Origin of the sequence: Psychrobacter sp. ANT_WB68, assembly GCF_008369115.1 — a bacterium.
In the GTDB taxonomy this organism is placed as follows: Bacteria; Pseudomonadota; Gammaproteobacteria; order Pseudomonadales; family Moraxellaceae; genus Psychrobacter.
Window position 1 is genome coordinate 1,080,796 of record NZ_VOAZ01000001.1, and the last position, 20,522, is coordinate 1,101,317.

17 protein-coding genes are annotated in these 20,522 nt (G+C 43.6%); 16 read left to right on the forward strand and 1 reads right to left on the reverse strand.

Annotation, left to right across the window (positions count from 1 at the left end; translation table 11 throughout):
• Positions 1 to 5: 5 nt before the first annotated feature.
• From FQ084_RS04595 to FQ084_RS04650, 12 genes are all read left to right on the forward strand, one after another.
• The gene (locus FQ084_RS04595; protein ID WP_149489421.1) at positions 6 to 1,586 is read left to right on the forward strand and encodes a hypothetical protein; all 1,581 of its coding nucleotides are present in this window, start codon (positions 6 to 8) and stop codon (positions 1,584 to 1,586) included.
• The gene (locus FQ084_RS04600; RefSeq protein WP_149489422.1) at positions 1,586 to 2,830 is read left to right on the forward strand and encodes a hypothetical protein; all 1,245 of its coding nucleotides are present in this window, start codon (positions 1,586 to 1,588) and stop codon (positions 2,828 to 2,830) included. The genes FQ084_RS04595 and FQ084_RS04600 overlap by 1 nt, the downstream gene beginning before the upstream one ends.
• A 2-nt stretch (positions 2,831 to 2,832) precedes the next feature.
• On the forward strand, positions 2,833 to 3,609 hold the full coding sequence (locus tag FQ084_RS04605) for a hypothetical protein (protein ID WP_149489423.1): 777 nt from the start codon (positions 2,833 to 2,835) through the stop codon (positions 3,607 to 3,609).
• Entirely contained in the window at positions 3,606 to 3,944 is a 339-nt protein-coding gene (locus FQ084_RS04610; RefSeq protein WP_149489424.1) for a hypothetical protein, read from the forward strand. The genes FQ084_RS04605 and FQ084_RS04610 overlap by 4 nt, the downstream gene beginning before the upstream one ends.
• Before the next feature lie 9 nt (positions 3,945 to 3,953).
• On the forward strand, positions 3,954 to 5,813 hold the full coding sequence (locus FQ084_RS04615) for a hypothetical protein (protein ID WP_149489425.1): 1,860 nt from the start codon (positions 3,954 to 3,956) through the stop codon (positions 5,811 to 5,813).
• Positions 5,806 to 6,039 (forward strand): hypothetical protein, encoded by a 234-nt coding sequence (locus FQ084_RS04620; protein ID WP_149489426.1) that lies wholly within the window; start codon positions 5,806 to 5,808, stop codon positions 6,037 to 6,039. Before FQ084_RS04615 ends, FQ084_RS04620 begins: the two co-directional genes overlap by 8 nt.
• Before the next feature lie 341 nt (positions 6,040 to 6,380).
• Positions 6,381 to 6,986: a hypothetical protein gene (locus FQ084_RS04625; protein ID WP_149489427.1), complete on the forward strand. Its 606-nt coding sequence runs from the start codon at positions 6,381 to 6,383 to the stop codon at positions 6,984 to 6,986.
• Positions 6,987 to 7,140: 154 nt separating this feature from the next.
• Positions 7,141 to 7,626, forward strand: coding sequence for a hypothetical protein (locus FQ084_RS04630; protein ID WP_149489428.1), 486 nt, complete (start codon positions 7,141 to 7,143; stop codon positions 7,624 to 7,626).
• Between the two features lie 125 nt (positions 7,627 to 7,751).
• Positions 7,752 to 10,634, forward strand: coding sequence for a phage tail tape measure protein (locus FQ084_RS04635; protein WP_149489429.1), 2,883 nt, complete (start codon positions 7,752 to 7,754; stop codon positions 10,632 to 10,634).
• A 47-nt stretch (positions 10,635 to 10,681) separates the two neighbouring features.
• Positions 10,682 to 11,296, forward strand: a complete 615-nt coding sequence (locus tag FQ084_RS04640; protein ID WP_149489430.1) for a hypothetical protein — start codon at positions 10,682 to 10,684, stop codon at positions 11,294 to 11,296.
• Positions 11,297 to 11,613: 317 nt separating this feature from the next.
• Positions 11,614 to 12,399: an N-acetylmuramidase domain-containing protein gene (locus tag FQ084_RS04645; RefSeq protein WP_149489431.1), complete on the forward strand. Its 786-nt coding sequence runs from the start codon at positions 11,614 to 11,616 to the stop codon at positions 12,397 to 12,399.
• Positions 12,400 to 12,873 (forward strand): hypothetical protein, encoded by a 474-nt coding sequence (locus FQ084_RS04650; protein ID WP_149489432.1) that lies wholly within the window; start codon positions 12,400 to 12,402, stop codon positions 12,871 to 12,873.
• Between the two features lie 43 nt (positions 12,874 to 12,916).
• Here the strand turns inward: FQ084_RS04650 and FQ084_RS04655 are convergent, their stop codons facing one another.
• Positions 12,917 to 14,155, reverse strand: coding sequence for a tyrosine-type recombinase/integrase (locus FQ084_RS04655; RefSeq protein ID WP_262880653.1), 1,239 nt, complete (start codon positions 14,153 to 14,155; stop codon positions 12,917 to 12,919).
• Positions 14,156 to 14,522: 367 nt separating this feature from the next.
• On the opposite strand from FQ084_RS04655, the gene FQ084_RS04660 reads away from it, so the two are divergent.
• From FQ084_RS04660 to serC, 4 genes are all read left to right on the forward strand, one after another.
• Positions 14,523 to 15,119, forward strand: coding sequence for a LemA family protein (locus tag FQ084_RS04660; RefSeq protein WP_149489434.1), 597 nt, complete (start codon positions 14,523 to 14,525; stop codon positions 15,117 to 15,119).
• 39 nt (positions 15,120 to 15,158) lie between these two features.
• Positions 15,159 to 18,191 (forward strand): M48 family metalloprotease, encoded by a 3,033-nt coding sequence (locus FQ084_RS04665; RefSeq protein ID WP_149489435.1) that lies wholly within the window; start codon positions 15,159 to 15,161, stop codon positions 18,189 to 18,191.
• A gap of 149 nt (positions 18,192 to 18,340) precedes the next feature.
• Entirely contained in the window at positions 18,341 to 19,201 is an 861-nt protein-coding gene (locus tag FQ084_RS04670) for a hypothetical protein (protein WP_149489436.1), read from the forward strand.
• 155 nt (positions 19,202 to 19,356) lie between these two features.
• Entirely contained in the window at positions 19,357 to 20,466 is a 1,110-nt protein-coding gene (gene serC / locus FQ084_RS04675; RefSeq protein ID WP_149489437.1) for a 3-phosphoserine/phosphohydroxythreonine transaminase, read from the forward strand.
• Positions 20,467 to 20,522: the final 56 nt, after the last annotated feature.

Sequence of the window (20,522 nt, forward strand, 5' to 3'; positions counted from 1 at the left end):
ATAAAATGAATGGATTTAAGGCAACTCTAAAAAACAGAGAGTTTAGTAGCAAAAATGTTCAGATGACCCTTAGAGCGAACACGGTTAATACCACTGAGGCCGCAAACAAGGTGGTTAAAACGGGCAGTTTGTTTATCAATATGCCGTCATCGGTTGCCGACCCTATTGTAAACGGTTCGGTGCTGATGCAAGCGTTCGGTGCAAGATTAACTGATGGCTTTGGGCAGATAAAGCGCAACGCGGCAAGCGTTGGCACAATTGATTATTTGTCAGGCTTGATTGCTTTGTCGAACTGGGATGCTAACAAAACAAATTTGGTGCAATTAGAATCGATGCTGCGCGGCTCTAATGATGTGCCCGTGTTTAATATGGTATTCAAAACACCAGTAGCGCCGTTAAAAGAAAACTCTTTGTCTGTGAGTGTCGAGCTGTTGAACGGTACGGCTTTGACGCTATCGACAGACCCACAGGGAAATATTACTGGTAGTCAATACGCACATGGCTTTGTTGATTACAAGCTTGGCGTAGTGGTTATTTACTTTTTTGAAAAGCTAAGAGTAGCTGATTATCCTGATATTGCAAGCGAGCCTTGGTATGACGCCGATAATACTTATATTGCTGACGGCGTGAATTACATCAATAAGCCGATTTATATTAAACCCAATACGGTTAGATATAACGCGATTGCATACAGCTATTTGCCCCTTGATAAAGAGCTTATCGGACTTGATCCCGTGCGCTTGCCTAGTGATGGTCGTGTGCCATTTGTGCGTAAAGGTGACAGCATTGCGATAACTGAGCTTAAGATGATGCAGCTACCAACCAATGCGGCCGGTAATGTTTTTGATTTAGGGTTTGAGCGTTTATCTGATGTCAATGTTGTTGATAGTACCGGTAAAAAAGTTAATTTTGATTACCTAGATATTGACTTAGATGCAGGTACGTTGAAGCTAAATAGCGCGTTTGTGATGACAGGATTAACAGCACCTTTAACCGCTAAATATCGCATTATGGATATTGCACTAGTGATTGAGACTGACATATCAGGTCGTGTGACGCTATCAACGCCTATTACGCATGGCTACAGCACAGCAGCCGTCTTTAGCTCAATGCTATTAGCTGGTGATATGCAAGCGAGAGCGTTTAACACGTTTAGCCAAAAGTCGTGGACAAGTATTTTTAGTAATACGCTTATCGGTGATGCTGCAACGTCACAACTACAAACAACCAACAATCCTATCGTGGTGACTAATCGTGATGCGATTGAAGAACGCTGGGCACTGGTCTTTACCACTGCTACCACGTTTAGAATTATCGGTGAAACGGTTGGTGAGATTGGCACAGGCTCAACGGCTGAGATTACAGCGCCACTTAACCCTATGACAGCACAGCCATACTTTACGATACCGCAAGGCGCATGGGGCATTGGTTGGTCGGCTAATAACGTGGTGCGGTTTAATACGGGTGCGGCTAAGTATCCAGTTTGGATCGGTAATGCGATTCAGCAGCATCAAGGCTCAAGCCAAGATAATTACGACTTTACGATTGGCTATCACGCCAACATTGACAGAGATAGGGGCGAATAATGCTTACTAAGTTTTTTTATAGCACGATGAAAGGCGCGCCCAATCTTGCTAGTGAGTGGGGTAGCTTGTTAAGTGTATTAAAAGGCTGTTTGCTTAATGGCTTTAATGAGCAGCAAGTGTCGTCTGTAGTGATTGCAGACGGTATAGCCACTATCACACTAGGCAGCAATCATGGCTTTATTGAGCATCAGGTGGTTGCTATTAGCGGAGCAGACCAAGTAGCTTTTAATACTGAGCACCGTGTTTTATCAGCTACTACGACAACAATCACAGTTAATGTTGTTGGTATCACCTCGGCAACCGGCATGATGACTCTTAAAACTGCACCGCTAGGCTGGACTGAGAAGTTTACAGGCGTAAATAAATCAGTGTTTACAGCAAAGGACACTACTAAAAACCGCTTTGTGTTGCGTGTCGATAACTCACTACCTGCAGGTTACGACACAACATGGGCTAAGTTTGCGCGTATCACCATAGCTGAATATATGGTTGATATTGATAATTTTGGCTCGTTCGCAAAAGCCCCTACAGCGCCAAACAATACGAATACTAATGAGCAAGGCAACGGCGTGACAGGCGCGTCAGGTGTTTACGGCTGGGCTAAGTGGTATCACGGTGTCGAGACAAGCCCTTATCTAAAAGAGCAGTCAACAACAGGGCAATCACCGAGCCTTGAGTGGGAGCTTGTCGGCGATGATAGTTGTTTTTACTTTTGGGCAAAAATAACAAATAGCAATGGCCGTGCCACTTATGCCTTCACACCTATCAACTCAGTAAGTAACGTTGATAGCTTTAATTGCTTTTTATCTGCAACTGACGGACTGAGACCTGCTAATGCTAATGGCGAATACTTCCCTACTGGTCTAAATTCGGCAAACTGCCAGTGGAAGTCACTAGACACAAGCGGTAAATTTATTTTGCGTGATTACACGGGCATTGGTAATACGCACGAGCCTTGCGGGCTATTTAGCTTAAACACAGGTAATAATCAGCAGGTAAGTGGACGCAGTGACAATTTACCATCCCCTAATAAGCCTGATAACAGTATTATCCTGCATGATATTTACGTCAAAACAAATAGCGGCATACGTGGCACATTGCCAACTATTAAATGGATAAATAACAGATGGACTTACAACAATAAGGCGGTACTCAATAAGCAGCAAGGCAAGTATTTAATTTTAGGTGCTAACTATCATAATGAAGGCATGACCTCATTCTTTGCATTTGAGTTAAGGGGTTAAAAATGGCAGCTTTTAAGTGCTTTTGTATAAACAACATAGTCTGTCAGACCGGTTATATTTATGACGCCCTTACTTTTGGTGAGGTTGATTTTGTTACCACGACTGGTAGAGCAACGGACATCACTAAGCTCACAATGAAAAACCAGTGGGATGATAGCGCTTTGGGGCTTAACTTTCCTAAAGACAGCTTATTAGATGGTGTTGTTGGTATTGTGTCATCAAGATACATACCAAACTCAGGTCACGCTCGCAACTTTTGGTTCTACTACCAGTTTGACGAGCCGCAGGAGCTTGTCAGTTTTGGTTTGGCTATGAAAGCGGATATTGAGGGCGCACCCAATGAGCGTTGGACAAGCTTTGATATACAGGCAGGTGACTCATTCAATTCACTTGAGACGCATCAACATATCGAGTGCAGTTTCCCGATAAAAAACCCCACTAGCCTAACTTATTTTGATGTTAACCTCAAAAAACTAAACATTAATGACGTAAATGGTAGTGATTATTTAAACGTCTTTAGTGCCGACGAGTCAGGAAGTCTGAGCGGATTAGTAACACAGGGCAAGTCAGGCGATTCAAAGATGCCCTTAAAAGCAGAGGTTTTGTTATACGACCGCATGACTCACAAATTAATGCAGCGCACATGGTCAAGCAGCTTAGGCGCTTATAGGTTTGATGGATTAGATGCAGGGCGTGAGTATTATGCGGTATCAATACACCCTAATCGCACGTATAACGCCGCTATTCAGGATGGGCTTAAATCAGGTATGACGACATGAATATAAGAGGGTACGGCAAGCAGCAGATGTGGCAAGGCTTAGTTGCTGACGCTAACACTAGAGGTGCTAGGTTGTCTGTCACTAATGGGGTTAATGAGCTTGTATCTTTGCCACTATCAACCCCTATGCAATACAGCATTGTTAGTGGAAAATTAGTATTTAATACGATACCAAAGGCGTTGATATTGCAGTCAGGCATACCAACAGTCGCTCACTTGATAATAGGCTCTGCAACCGCTTTAGATTTGGAGGTCGGCGTGGATTTGATGCTAGACAAGCCGTCTGTGCAAGCGGGTGGTTATCTGAATATACAGGCATTATCAATCACTATATAGAGGCGCTTAATGTCTGATTTTATCCCAAATCCTAACTTAAATTTTGAGCAGCTTTGGGATAACTCAAGTGCTGATCTTAATTTTGGCAGTGTTGGTGATTCTACGATTGAGCCTAATACGGTCAATGCAAGTGGTGATGTTTACCATGATTTAACAGGTGTTGTCGCAAGCTCTATTTATTACGATTCAAATGTATTTAGAGGCTTGATCGGCGATATATCTAGTGATATGCAAAACGCTAAATTACAGGGCATCAGCAAGCAAGGTCAGTTCGAGAGTAACGATAAACTAACAACCAATATCAATACAGATTGGCAGCAATCAAGGCTGATAGGTACGGATAATCAAGTGCAGTTTGAGGCTAATACCAAACTGGTAAGTAGTGAGCAGATATTAACCGAATCCGCAAAACTTGTTGGTACTAGCAGCAATCAATTAGCAGAATATCAGACGTTTATAGCAAGTAAAAATACGCTAAAAAATGAAGATGCAAGGTTGGTTGGTCAAAGTCAGTGGTACGGCTTTGAGGCTATGCTTAAACGCCAAGCTGAGCGACAAATTAAAGGTGAGTATAGCGAGTTATTAGCCCGCAAGTTATCAACTGATAGCCAGTACGCTAAGCTATCAGGTTGCAGCTTTGAGCAGTTGATTGAGTTTGCAAAATTACCGCCGTGGATTGGCTGTCATGGCAATTTGATACCCGATGAAACGTTTGATAGATCAACAAATCTGCATTTTGCTTGTAAGTGGTTGCCAAGTACCAATCTGAATTTTGGCACTATCTGCTATCACAACAATGAGCAGCCCGAGCCTTTACCATCTACAGGAGTCATATTTGTGACAAACAGTGTGTCATTAGTGCGCTCAGATGATGGGCGTGAGATTAAGTTATTAGCCTTTACCGTGGGAATTGATAGCAATAGCTATACATGGTCGTTTAGTGCCACTGTGCCACTCTCTGAGCTATCAAAAGTCGATACGGCACATGAGCAGCGTATTGGCGTGGACTTTACTTGTAACGGCAACCTATGGCGCTTTGTACTTGATAGTTGTGATGACAGCGTATCGTTTGGTGAAAGTAGCTTAACCATCAAAGGCAAGTCACGCGCTATGCTATTAGCGCACCCATACGCGACACAACGCGGCTTTAAGTTTGACACAGCTATGAGCGCAAGGCAGATAGCTGATGCGGAATTAAACCGCAGTGGCGTACCGTCAGGCTTTACGCTTGACTGGCAGCTTGCAGGAGTAAACGGTTGGAATATTCCAGCCAATACTTACAGCTACACAGGCAAAACGCCCATCAATAGCTTGCAATGGATAGCCGAGGCAGCAGGTGGCTTTATCAATGCGGATATGAGTGCTGATGTTTTGCACGTATTAGCACACTATCCAATCCCATCATGGGAATGGGCAGCGCAAACGCCTAGCATTAACTTGCCAATGTCGCTTATCACCAGCCGCAGTCGTGGACGTGTCAATAAGCCTGGTTATAATGGCGTGACTTTATACGGCGAGAATGATAACGGCATCGGTGCGTTAATCAAGCGCACAGGCACAAGCGGAGGGTATCAGCCGCCAATGGTAACGAGCGACTTAATGACCGATACAGCCGCCGCTATTAGCCGCGGCAAGATGATATTAAGCGATACGGGAGATATCGGTAACATCGGTATATCAATGCCGCTGCATACTGATATTGGCGTATTAAAGCCATCTACTTTGATTGGCGTGAATGATGGTGAATCGTGGGTGGGTATGGTCAGAGGTACGACTATCACAGGTCGTCTATCAAGTAATCGAGCATTAGAGATTGAACAGTCTATTGATGTTGAGCGTCATTTTGACAAGGAGGTGACAGGTGGCTAGTGGTAACTTATGGCAGCTATTCAAAAACGTCACTGAGCGGGGCGCTAAGCAATTAGCGACTGTCATTGATAGGCAAGGCTCAAACTATACCGTCACCATGCAAGGTGGCGGTAATACCATCGTACAATCAAGCGCCGCTTACGAGATAGGCAGCAAGGTTTTTATTGCTGACGGTCAAATAGTAAGCGATGCGCCTAATTTAACTTATGTGGAGATTGAGGTTTAGAGCGACACCCCTGTAAGGTTCGCAAGTTTTTGACAATTTAAATATATTGCTCACATACAGTGGGCAGACAAGCAAAAAGCCCATCGGCTGTAACCGGTGGGCTTTTTTATTTGAACCCCTAAGCGCAATTTAGGAGAACAACGTAGATGAATTTTAACATAGATTTAGGTGAATGGGTGGCTAAGATGCTCGACAGATATGAAAGCTCGCGGACAGTGAGAAGATTAATCAACGCATTGGTGTTTATACTATTCTTATTCGTCATGGGTGGATTTATTCAGTCAATTAGATGGTGGTGAAGGACTCGACAGTATTGCTCAAATCTCACCAATCGGTTAAGGTTGGGTAAATATAACTTTATCGAGTGTTTGGCTATGAAAAAACTGGTAGCGGTAGGATTAGCATTGGCGTTAAGTGCTTGCGGCGGTGGTTATGATGATATGGACGCAGCGCGAGAGGGTATGGGCGGCATTGGTAGTAATGGCTCGGATAATAATCAGCCCGGCAATCCCGACCAGGAGTCTCTTTGGGAATATAATCAAGTAGGTACATCACGGTTTGCCAATATTAATTCATTGAATACCATCCCCACATCTAATGAGTACAATAACGCGCTCATGACCGTGCAGATACATAATTTTGTGGATAGTCAGGGAGAAGCAAAAGACTATCTAAAGATCACAGTCTTGTTTGCCGATACTGATTGCGTGACTAGTTGCCAACTGCGGTATAAGAAGAACGGTAGCACAAGTGGTATTTACCGCGTCCGCCAAAGCATTAATGGCGTATTTAGCGATAACAGCTTTGCATTAGGAGATATGGAAAAGCTGATAAAGGCGATTAAGTCGTCAGGCAAGGCATCTATTACCGTTCCACTTGTTGGATTGCCAGATGCAGAGTTTGAATTTGATTTCTCAGGTTATGACATTAATAGAATGAAGCCTTAAACTTAATAGTTCTTTTGTGTTAACTAAATACACCTTTATTAGAGAAATTATGGACATCAAAAAGATAGTAATCATAGCAGCAATAGCACTAATAGTTATTATTGGTTTTAATTACTATAGCAGCGCACAGTCCGAGAAGGCTCGCGCTGCCCGTATGGCTGAAACAGAGGCTTTACGCGCTAGTATTCCGCAGCCAGTAGCTCAACAGCCTGTTACGGTTGAAGCGCCTATTGATAGTCAGGCACAAGGTGTGCCTGATTCTGAACTGGCCGCCTCCAATAAAGAGATTGTTAATGCCGCTAACAAAGAAAAACGTGAGGCGTCAAACAGTAAATATACAGCTAATAAAGAAAGTATTGATGCATCAAAGAAACAGATTTGCGATTCCGTGACTTCTGTTTCAGAAACCGCAATGAAAGCACGGCTTAACGGCGTACCTATTCAGACAGCCTTAGCGGCGCTTGATTCTTCAAATAATGGCAGCGATGCAGCGGTAAAAATCAATAAGATGTACACTGCAATAATTACGGATGCTTATCGTCAACCGAACTTTAGTACTGATAAGTACAAAGAAGACGCGATCAGGGAGTTTGCGCTAACCAATTATTTAGCTTGCATTGATGCGGTGGCTAAGTGGTGATTTTTTATTGGTAATAACAATATATTTATCAGCAACTTAGTCTTATTTTTTTAGTTTAATGAACTCGAACAAACACACCCTCCATTGTGAGGGTTTTTTATTGCCCACAGTAAAGCGAGAAGGCTATGGCTGATTTAGATTACATCATCAATTTTGCGTCCGACACTTTAGGGCTTGATAGGGCAAACTCCGCTATCGGCAAGGTAGGAGTGGCACTGGCGGCGCTTGGTGTAGGCTTTGCGACATTTAAAGTGGCTGGGTTTTTATCTGATGCAGTAAAAGGCGCGTCTGATTTTGAGCAGCAACTCGCAACGGTACAAGCGGTGTCTGGTGCAACGGTCGAACAGATGGACCGCATCAAAGAGGCGTCTGTTGATCTTGGCAAGTCAACACGTTATAACGCTACGCAAGCCGCCGAAGGCTTTGAGATATTAGCCCGTGCAGGTCTTAATACCGAACAAGCACTTGAGACAATTCCGTCTGTCTTAGCATTGGCGCAAGGTAACGCATTGGGGTTATCGGAAGCAGCAGGTTTTGTTACCAAAGCTGTGCAAGGTATGGGATTGGAGTTTAGCGAATCAGCGCGTGTCGCTGACGTACTTGCTAAAGCCTCGGCAAGTGCTAACACTGACGTATCAGGACTAGGTGCTGCATTATCCTACGCTGCGCCAACTGCAAACGCGCTAGGGCTTACGTTAGAGGAAACAGCCGCTTATATTGGTAAGTTTGCTGATGCTGGTGTTGATGCCAGTCGAGCGGGTACGGCGCTTAATGGTATCTTGTCGCAGTTTGGCAATAGCGCCTCAACATTTAAGCGCGAGCTTGCAAATATTGGCATCACAACCAATGATTTTAACGAGGCGATTAGACAGCTTTCAGAATCGGGCGATAAAGGTCAAAAAGCAATTAATGCGCTTGGCTTAGAAGCAGGCCCAGCATTTAAAGCGCTGCTATCGCAAGGTATGCCCGCACTTGATGAGCTGACAGAAAAACTAAATAATGCTGGTGGTGCCGCAGCAGAACAAGCTGAGATCATGAATAATACATGGCAAGGCGCGTTTGCAAGTTTAGATAGTGTTTGGCAGTCGGTCAAAGATACGATAGGCGAGCCGATACTAGAGCCGCTATCACAAGCATTTAAGGATATTGGGGCGGTAATCGGTGAGCTGATAGACTCAGGTAAGATTGAGCAGCTAGGCGCTAGTATTGGAGAGGTGTTCACTGAGGCAACGGTCTATATTGTTGATTTTATCAAAAACATAGATATGGCCGCCGTCATTGATAAGGTTGGTAGTAGTTTAGAGAGCTTGCGCGGTATCAGTGTCGCGGCTAATGGTGCGTTCCAAGCGCTGAGTATTGCGGCTAATGGTTTAAAAGCCGGTTTTCTCGCTATCGGCGTAGCGATGTCGATGGTTGTCACTGTCTTTGCCGAAATTATTAAACTGGTAGTTGACGGAGGTAGTAGTGTCGCTAAGTTTTTCGGCATATCTACAGAGGCGGCAGATAGGCTATCAGCAGGGCTAGGCGGTGCTCTAGCGGCTGCCGAGGCTTTTAGAGATTATGGTACTGATGGGATTGCTAAAGCTGGCATAAGTATTAACAAGTCGTTTGATTCTATAGCGGGTAAGGCAGGCGAAACAGCCAATGCTATGGTTACGGCGGGCAATAAAACCGTAGACGCCTTTGGTGATATTGTAAGGGCGGCAGAAGATGCTAGTAAAGAGACAGGCGACTCAACTAATCAGATACGCAAAAACGTCTCAGAGTTAATTGATGGTATGGCAGCCCCAGAACAGTTTGCCGCCTTGCTTGAGAATATCATTGAGACAGGCCAAGAGGCAGTTGTTGGTTCTGAGTTGATAAATCGCCTGATTGCTGGTACGGGTGATTTAGGCGGCAAATCGCAAGAGGCTGTTGAAAAAGCCAAAGTTTCTATTAAAGAAATGGGCACGGAAGCTGAACAGCAAGCCGAGAAAGTGCGCGCAGCTATCGAGGGTACATTTTCAGCCCTTAATATTGATGTCCAGCAAAACTTAAATGGCGTTAATACCAAGACGCAGCAGACGTTTGATTTGATTGCTAACGGCGCTAAGTCAGTCGCAGAAAGCACGTATAACGCTACTGAGAAAGCCAAGTTGCTATCGGCACTATTTGCCGAGGGTTTAAACGCTGCTAAAACCAAAGAAGAGTTTGACGCACTCAATGAAGTCACTAAGCATTATGGCTTGTCATCAGTTATCACAGCTGAGCAGCAAAAGATATTGCAAGCAGGTATGAAAGGTGGCGCTGAGGCGGCCGAACTTGCGTCTGATGCGATAAACAAGCATACATTGGCGCTAGATGGCAATGCTAACGTAGCTAATACAAACACAGGTGCCATCAGAGAAAATACGGCTGCTAGAAAAGAACAGTCAACCGCCACATGGAACGCTAAGTTTGCAACCGATGAAAATATTAAGAGTGAAAGCGCCAGCCTCGCGGTAATGCAACGAGTAACAGAGGGTATTAAAGATAAGATTGGCGCCTTAAACACTCTAAGCGGCACAGCAGATAGCACTGATGAATCTTATCAAAAGCTTATGAGGAGCATGGGCTTTGTAGATGGTTTCAAATGGTCGAGCATGGCAGATTATGCTCGTGATATGAATCGCGTCAGTGCTGCTGTTGACAAACAGGCTGAGAGTTTTTCGGCTAACAATATGAAATATAGACGAAGTAAAAGTGGCAGCTCTACTAGCAATACAACGTCAGCGCCAAGCCAAGAGTTAATCAATGAGGTGGCGCGATTAAAGGCAGCGGACAAGGACGGTTCTATCAATAATCGCTTTAATCCCTCAGGTGGGAACACGGCGGCAGCTTCTCAGAATAACGCACCAGTAAAAACCATAGTAGTAGAGCTAAGGTCAAACACTGGCACAGTCAATGCAACTATACCGGAATCGCAAGAAGCGCTGTTTAATGCGTTCGTTAAGCAGCTACAAGAAAGTAAGGCGTTATCAGGTCAATAGCCACTCTTTTGAGTGGTTTTTTTATGTTCAAATTTTGAGGAGGCGTGATGCCGCATAATATTGCAGCTTTTAAGACAGCACAATTACTCACGCTGTCTGCTGCTGGTACTGCCGCGAGCGCAGCAGGTATCAGCGCACAATTAGGGCAGACCCATGCCTTTTTTTACTTACAGCTGCCGTTGTGGATTTTTTTTACCGCAATGGTGGTCTTGACTTTTCTAGGCGCTTTTATCTCACTGACAACAGACTATATGCGCGCGCGAGGTACAACAGCAAGCAAGTTGACAACGGCAATCGCTGTGGGCTTGGTTGTATCGTTTGTGGTTCTACCGACAATTATTCGTGAGCCAAGCGTGGGTTTAATGATGGTGACATCGTTTTTTGGTGGCCTGTCCGGCACAATTTTAACGTATGTCTGTATGCGACTGCTTAATAATAAAGAATTGCAAGATGCGGTTATTGACCTTATTGCACAGCGCGCTGTTAAATTTTTAGGGGTTGCTTTGGATTTAATTACTGAGCACGCAACAAAACTGCTCACCATAGTTTTGACAAGCGTAGTCGCGTCATTTGTCGTACTGCCGCAATTGAAAGCCGAGCTCAACGCCAGCTTAGTTTCAAACCCTGACTATCAGGAGGTGTTAAATGTTAAGCACGGTTAATTATGCTTTGCCAATGCTAGGGTTGCTAACATGTTTAATTGTCATGTTGACACGCAAGGTAAATACTCAAGGGTCTATATGTATCGCTAAATTAAACCTATATTCGTTCGGTTGGTTGCTACTTTTATGGGCTGATTGGGGCACGGGACACATACCGGTTTTTGCAACCGTGCTCTTTAGATTGATTATGCTCATCAATAACTTACTTTATATCAAACAGTTAACAATGCCTAAGTCCGTATCTTTTAAAGCGCTATGGCGATATAGAACTAAATAATAATACAGCCCTTTAATTAGGGCTTTTTTTGGGGTGGAATATGGCGAGAACACACGTAATACAAGCGCAAACAGCACTAGCAGCAGCAGGTTATTACTCAGATAAGATTGATGGTGACTTTGGCGGCGGCTCATTGCGAGCAGTGCAGAATCTAATTGATAACACGGGCAAAGCAGTTGATATATTAGCTAATAGCGATGCCAAGCCCGACAACGTTTTACTAACACCTAAATCTAATCCACCTCGGGTAACGAATGATGATATTCGAGCGGCGGCGGCAGCAATCAATGTCGAAGCGGCAATGATTAAAGCGTTATCCGACATTGAATCACCAAAGGGCGGTTTTAATAAAGACGGTACACCAAAGATATTATTTGAGCGCCACAAGTATTATCAAGCGCTAACTAAGATTGATTGGATAACTAAGCGCAATGAAATGGTGGCGAAATACCCTGATGTTTGCCACAAATCAAGCGGTGCGTATAATGAGCGCCCACAGTATGACAAGTTAAGAATAGCGGCAAACCTTAATTGGGAAGCAGCGCACGAATCAGCATCATGGGGCTTTGCTCAGGTGATGGGCTTTAACTGGCAGTCGCTAGGTTATGAATCAATACGCGACTTTGTGACCAAGATGTATGAATCAGAGGGGCAGCAACTCATAGCGGCGTGTCGATACATTCAGGTTAATAAGCTAGATGCAGCGTTACGCGCTAAGAATTGGGCGGCGTTTGCCCGTGGTTATAACGGTCAGGATTATCAGCGCAACGACTACGACAATAAGTTAGCAGCAGCTTATGCCAAAGCTAAGAGCGAGGGCTGGTAAATGAATCTAATCTTACTCGCCCGATATTGGAAGTATATCGTCATTGGCGTTTTATCGATGTTGCTAGTATTTACCGCTTATTTATTGCGGCAGTCACATAGCACGATTGCGCTAATGAAAAGCGATCACGAATTACAACTAACCACGCTTAAAGCAAGCTATGTTGAAACGGCGCGTGATATTGAGAGGCAGGCTTATGAACAGACTATACAAGCAGTTAATGAAGCTAAAAAACGTGAGCAGGTTATCATTGCTGATGCTGCTAGCGCCCGTGATTCTGTTGCCAGCTTGTCAAAGACTATCGACAAACTCAGTGATACAGCCGCCGCCGATGCCAACTTTAGAATTGAGTATTCCAGAACAACAGGAAACTTACTCAAAGAGTGCTCAACTCAATATATTGGAATGGCAGAAACGGCTGACCGAATTAGCAACAGCTTACGAGCAATCGAGCAAGCCAATAAAAGAAAGTGAGTAATAAAAGCCCGTCCTTAATTGGGCGGCTTATTTTTTTTGCTTAAAATTTGAGGCTATCAAGATAATCCGCCCAAGCTTGCATCATGTCTCTACGCTTATCAATCATTGTCACACGATTATAGGCACGTCCATTAGCGTCGCGCACGTTATGACCTAACTGTAACTCTATCAATGTCTCGCTGACATCTAATTGCTCAACCATTAGTGTTCGAGCAGACGCACGAAAACCGTGGGGCGTGTGAACGTCTTTATAGCCCAAACGCCAAAGAAACTTATTAAGCTGTTGCTGATGCTCAAACTTTTCTTTACGCCTCTTGTTATAAAACACATAATCAGTGTGACCTGTTTGCTCATGTAATGCTCGTAATAGCTCGATAGCTTGTGTTGGCAATGGCACTACTAGACTAGCGACCATATCAGCTCTATTGCCTGTTTTCTGTGGACTAAACGTCCAAGTCTTAGCGTCAAAGTCGATAGCGTCCCAACGCATGGTGCACATATCACCGCTGCGCTGAAATAGCATTGATTGCAGCTTTAATATGTTCTGAGCGTGTCCATAAAAATCAGTCACACTATCTATATCACGCAGCAACTGACCAAACGCTACCGGCTCAATGATGGCATGATGGTGCTCAGTTTTTGGCTTTGGCAACATTAAGTCTGCAACGGCAATAGCAGGATTGTTGTCAATATAGCCTTGACCAATAGCGAGCGCAAAAATACGCTGACAGACGCCGCGCACGCGCTTAGCAGTTGGTATCGTCTTGCGCTCAATATCTTTAATTGCCCTTAATACGTCAGGCGTTTTAATATGATCAATAGGCATGCGCCCGATATATGCTGCAGCATAAGCGATGTGCGTGCGCTTTTGCTCGATAGTACGATGTTCAAACTGTTTTGACGCTATTTGTGATTGTAGCCACTCTTCAGCCAACTCGCTAAAGGTTGGCATAGCTCGCTTTTTATTGTGCGCATCTTGATGATGGAATACGGGATCAATACCGCCAGCTAGCAATGATAAATTATTGCGGTACATATCACGGGCTTGCTCGAGTGTAAAAACAGGATAGGCGCCCAGAGTGAAGTTTTTACGCTTACCCGTGACAGGACTGGTAAATCGATGGCGAAATGTAGTAGTCTTATTATCTCGAATATAAAGATTCAGTCCTTTATATCCTTGGATGGCGTAAACCTCATCGCCGCTGTCATGCTCTTTGATAGCTTGCTTGATTTGTGAGTCGGTTTTAATACCAGCCTCTTTTAATTTTTGGTTAGCCATTTCGATTACCGTTTGATTACCACTTGATTTGACATAGACTGCAACAGTTTGGAACAGTATGCAATAGCAGTCAGTTAAAAACCCTATAATCACGTGGTGTTGCAAGGTCTATCAGGCTGTTGCAAACTATATCAAACACGCTGACTGATGGAGTCGCTTTTTTTTGCCTAAAATTTGATGATAGCTATTCTCTATAGTCTTGGTCATTAAATATTAATAATAAGTCCTTAATAGTAAAGGACTTTTTTTTCGCCTCCAATTCGCCCGATTTTAAACTTTGAGCCATAAATATGGGTTAAAATACAATGTAGTAACCTTTATTAACAATAACATCAATTATTAATACGAAACGTTTTGGGATCTGTTTATGAAAATGTTTGTTTGGCTCTTCATTGCAGTGGCTGTATTGGTCGTGGTCTTTGGGGTATCCGTTTTTAATAAGCTGGTGCGTGCCCGCAACCAAGCGAAAAATGGCTTTGCACAGATAGATGTACAACTAAAACGTCGTCATGATTTAATTCCAAATTTGGTTGAGACAGCCAAGCGTTATTTAGCGCACGAAGAAGAAACGCTAACAAGCGTGATTAGTGCGCGTAATCATGCTCAAAGTCTGCAGGATTCTAGCAAGCATCAGCCAGATTCGCTTGAACACATGGCGCTGTTTGCCAAGGCAGAAGGGATGTTATCTAAAGCATTAGGTCAATTCTCAGCAGTGGTGGAAGCGTATCCTGAGCTAAAAGCGGATAGTATGATTAAAGAGTTGATGGATGAGTTGACCAATACTGAAAATCGGATTGGCTTTGCACGTCAGCATTATAATGACAGCGTGATGTTTTATAATAACGACCGTGAAGTGTTCCCTAATAACCTCGTCAGCAGCACCTTTGGCTTTCGGCCACTCAGCCCATTGGTATTTGAAGACAGAAAGGCAATTGCGCAAGCACCTGTCGTTAATATGGGTTGATTTTATATGCATTTAGCTATCGCTAGGTCAGATAAGTAGATGGATTTTTTTGGTGCACAGCGTAGCCGTACTCGGCGCAGCTTATTGCTCTATGGGCTATTTTTTCTCATTATATTTGCCCATATTGCGGTGGCGCTCGCTATTATGTCGCTGCTGCTGAACATGTTTACCGGTGGCATTTATTACTGGGTGTTAATACTGGTGGTTGTATGGACGATCGGTAGCTTCGTCATTGGTAGTTTTTTAGAATATAGACGCTTAGTAGCAGGTGGTCGTGCGATTGCTCAGCGCGTAGGGGCCGTTCGGTTATTCATTGACCATAGCCAAGATGCTTGGCAGCATAGTCAAGGGGTTGCTAATCAACATCAGCCTGTACAGAAAGTTCGTTTTAGTGCCCTTCATATCGCGGTACGCGATGAGCGTGATTTCCCGCCTGTTTATCGCCGTTATTATGAGATTGCACAACAGCTCGCCATTGCCTCGGGTTTGAGTATGCCTATCTTGTATGTTCTGCCTGATGAGCAAGGGATTAACGGCTTCGTTGCCGGCCGTCATAGTCAAGATATGGTATTGGTTGTCACTCAAGGCGCGCTTGATAAGCTGTCCGATGAGGGGTTGTATGGTTTGATAGGGCACGAATATGGTCATATCTTGCATGGCGATGCCACCTTCAATTTACAGCTAATGGTCGTGCTAGCAGGCTTGCAATTACTTTATGACTGGAGTGATTCCGTCAATAACTTTGGCGCTAGCAGTCAGAATAAGCAGCAAAATTATTTTGACAATGCGGTCAATCAAAAAAAACCTTTACCACAAAGAACCATTGATAGTCATGCCCGTAGCACTGAAGCGCAGACAGCAAGCTTTACGACTCATAATGAGTGGGTCACCTACTGGCAAAATCAATCCAAAAATCAGCAGTCATCCGCTAAGCCCCAGTCGATGTGGTTACAAAGCACAGCTGCCACTGATCGGCAAGCGCCGCGAAGTATCTGGACATTACTAATACATGGATTGAGCTTCTCAAGCATGGCCAGTGCTCAACTCATCAAACACAGCTTTAATCGTGAACGTGAGTTACTCGCTGATGCGACGAGCGTACAGCTAACACGCTCGCCTGCCATCATGGAAACCTTAAAAGCCATCCATCAAGATTCGCTTGGTTCGCGCTTAACCGGTATCGCCGATATCAATGGGCTTAGTCATTTCTTTTTTGCCAGTAGCGGGGCGGATTTGGGTGACGTCTCTTGGTTTGCCACGCACCCAAGCTTGACTGAGCGTATGAGCGCTATTAACGAAAATGCTTATCATGATTTCGCGGTGCAGGTTGCTAAAGAAAAATGCATCAATCAACAAAAGATTAAAGAGATATATGAACAGCGGCGATTGGGTGATTGGGGCGTGGTAACAGCAAATAGCCTAAGCAAGATTAAACAAGAGACAAATACGCAATGCTCGTCAATATTTAACAATCAATCAGCCTCTATTAATAACAGCATCATCGATTGCTCTAATGACGTTATCAATAAAGAAGTCGCTGCCTTTTCTACAGGTGAAATGAACAACCAATCGGAAGCCGATGCGGGGCTTGAGTTTGTTGTAGAACAGGATGTGGTCATTGATGGTCGTTTGCAGGTACAAGCAGAGCAGATAGGCACTCATCAGTTGCTAAAGCCATGGCAAGCAAAACCTGACAGTGACTTAGCATCAGATACATTAATTGGTATCGAGGATATAGAAAAAGTATCGTTACCACAGTATGTGATCAATCACAGTTATCATCCGTTAGGGGCGCAAGCATTGATTGAAGCAGTGCTGCTGTGTCATCAAGGTCACGTGCTGTCAACAACGGCGACTTATGATTTAACCGATATTTGGCTTGGACTGCATGAGGATGTTACGTCTGCTACTGAAATCAGCAACAATTATAGCGCTGGTATTAGCAGCAACACGCCATTTTTACCACATAGGTTAGATCACAAATTATTAGAGACGGTGGCAAGTCTTGATCGGCGTTTAGACAGTGCGTTGCTAGCATTGGCGCTAAAGCAACTGAGACAATATAATCTGTCAGAAAGCGCTACTAATGAATTACGCTTAAAGTATAAAGCCAATCATAGTAATCAATATCATCAACATTATATGCAGCAAAAAAAATGTCGTACGATTCTGATACGCTATCAGCAAGGTATTATTGAAGTCTTTAAAACCTATCTAACGGCAGATTTAAGCCAAAACTTTGCTGATAAATTATCTAATGATGATGGTTGTATTGATGAATATAAACCAGTGTTCACTCTTTCAGGAAATACCGATTCTCGGTTGCCATCAATCTTAGCATTATGGCAAGCGCTACAGCTGCAGCAATTATTACCGATATTGTCTGCCATATTAAATGATGAACAATCGCAGTCGCATATACCTGCACAGACATTATGGCAGCAAGTATTACACGCTAGTACGGATGATATTTATGCTCAGCTTGATCCTTCAGGACAAGTATTTGATGGTCTTGATGTTGCCGCGAGAACAATGGTTGCTTTATTGGCTTATCGCTTATCAAAAGATGCCAAAGGGCAGATAATATCCGCACTAGATAGCTCAGTACATAGTGCAGTGCTCTTTAATAGTGCTAGCAGTGCTCATTATCTTGTGGATTTACGACGTCATGCACGTTTGATTGATATTGATTTAGCAGTCGTTAGTGATGCAAACTTGCAATGGTTATTATTGACCGCGCAAAATCTAAATAGTGTCCAATTATTGGCGTTGATAGAAGCGGTGCCTATTTTTATAGCGCCTGTCTGTAAGTCGGCTGCATCAGAAGCCAAACGTGAGGATAATTCTCAAGAGAGGCAACAGGGCAGCGGTCAAATAGATTATAATGCTTATATACAGGAAGGTAATGCGGGTAATGCCACTGGTCATCATTCATATGATTATAATACTTACCGGCAATGGCTGAGTACGTTGCATACAGTGATGTTACACGATACGATAGTCAGTCAAGATGAATATGACTGTTTGACCATGCTAGCCAATCATTGGTTAGGGGTTCGACAGCTTTTCTAATCAATGTAATTGACTACATTTAAGTAAGTGTTTTGCTGGCAAGAAGCAATATGTTTTAAATGTTTTTTGATATTATTTTTCTTCGTTGTTTTTTTTTTGACAGTAACAGCCTGTAAATCCATTTTAGATAAGTAGGATAGTAAATAAGCATGAGTGATATCCAAGACCCGCTAGTTGTCATGCAGCATCGTATGCAGCAGCGCCAGATTTTAGCGATGATGGGTATCAATCAGTGGGTGCAGCCGAGCTCTGAAACCATGAATATCGCAGATATTTCTGCGCCTGCTCTGCTCGAGCAGATTACAGCTAACCCAACTTTAGCTAATGCTAGCACTTCTTCTGCGACCACCACTGAACAGCCAAGCGTTGAATCTTCGAATATTAAATCCTCAAATATTGATGCTATATCAGGTATGGTAGATGATGAGTCTATTAACCATTATTACGATGATGCGAATGAGACAGGTTGGATTCAGCCTGAACCTCAAAGCCCAGTTACCTATAGTTTTGATTCGACTGCCCCTGATGTATCTAAGCCAGCCGTTACATCCCTTGTAGACACTATCGTCGAGCAAACTGCTATTGCTGATATAAATAACACTGAGAGCTTTGAAGCAGATAGTTTTAAAGAGGACAGCTTTAAAAAGATAGTGCCATTTGATTTACAAGGTGGTCGCTATGGGGATTGGGTGGTTTTGGTGGATATCCAAGCACTCAATAATGAGAGCCAAAAGCTCTGGAAAAATATCACGCAAGCGCTATCCATCACCTGTGAGACGACCTCATTTCCTATTTGTGAAGGTATGGATACGGCTGAGCTTGCCAATGCCAGCCTTGCTGGATATGTCTTTAAGCTTGGTCGCAGTGAAGAGATAAAAGTTGCCGCATTGACTGCGTTACCTGAAGGTCTTGAGCATCCTAACTTGACTACTGTACCCACACTAGAAGAGATGCTTACTAATAACAAATTAAAGCGTCAACTTTGGGAGCGGTTATCGAGCCAAAGTTAAAGGCTTAGCTTAGAGCTTGCTGCAATAGCTATTGAACATAATGATTAAAAATAAAAATAGAGATAAGACTCACCTTAAGGGGTTTTAAAGCTGTAGTTTGTAGCTTTTAAAATCTATATAACAACGATGATTTCATCATATTTAGGATATTGATTATGACCACTAAAGCCGCTCCTAACCGCGTACCTAATTTTTCAGCGGGACCTGCCACCATACCGACGGCCGTATTATCACGCGCTCAAGAAGAATTGCTTGATTGGCAGGGCCGCGGCATGTCGGTTATGGAAGTGAGTCACCGTAGTAAAGAGTACATCGCGATTACTGAAAAAGCTGAAGCTAAATTGCGCTCGTTGATGAACATTCCAGACAATTATAAAGTGCTGTTTTTACAAGGTGGTGCCAGCTTACAGTTTTCAGCGATTCCATTAAACCTATTAAATGGTGGCCGCGCAGATTATCTGACAACGGGTACCTGGTCCGGTAAAGCGGTCAAAGAAGCACAGCGCTATGCCAAACTTGGCCTTGGTGAGATTAATGTGGTCGCAACTGGTAAAGACAGTAACTTTACTGATGTACCAGCCCAAAGCGATTGGAACCTGAGCGAAGATGCAGCATATTTTCATTACTGCGCCAACGAAACCATTCATGGTTTGCAAATATTTGAGCCACCGAAAGTGGATGCGCCTATTATCGTTGATATGTCTTCTTGCATTTTATCACAGCCCATTGATGTCTCTAAGTTTGGGATGATTTATGCCGGTGCACAAAAAAACATCGGTCCAGCAGGGCTGATTATTGTGATTATTCGTGAAGATTTATTGGGCCGGGCAAGTGAGTGGTGCCCACTGCTGATGAACTATGAGCACCAAGCTGAAAAAGAATCAATGTCAAACACGCCAGCGACGTATTCTTGGTATTTAGCAGGGTTAGTATTTGATTGGTTAGAGGAGCAGGGCGGTGTTGCTGCTATCGGCAAGATTAATCAGCAAAAAGCGGACTTACTCTATAAAACGATTGATAACAGCAGTTTTTATAGCAACCCAGTTGACCCTAAATATCGCTCTATCATGAACGTGCCGTTTACTTTAGCTGATAGCGACCTTGATAAAGTATTTTTAGAAGAGTCAGAAGCAGCAGGTTTGATGAATCTCAAAGGTCACCGCGATGTGGGCGGTATGCGTGCCAGTATTTACAACGCGGTATCGCTAGACTGGGTACAGCAACTGGTTGACTTTATGATAGCATTTGAAAAGAAACACGCTTAAGTCAGCACAGGTTTTAAAAAAAGACGCAACTTTTATGAGCTGCGTCTTTTTTTATG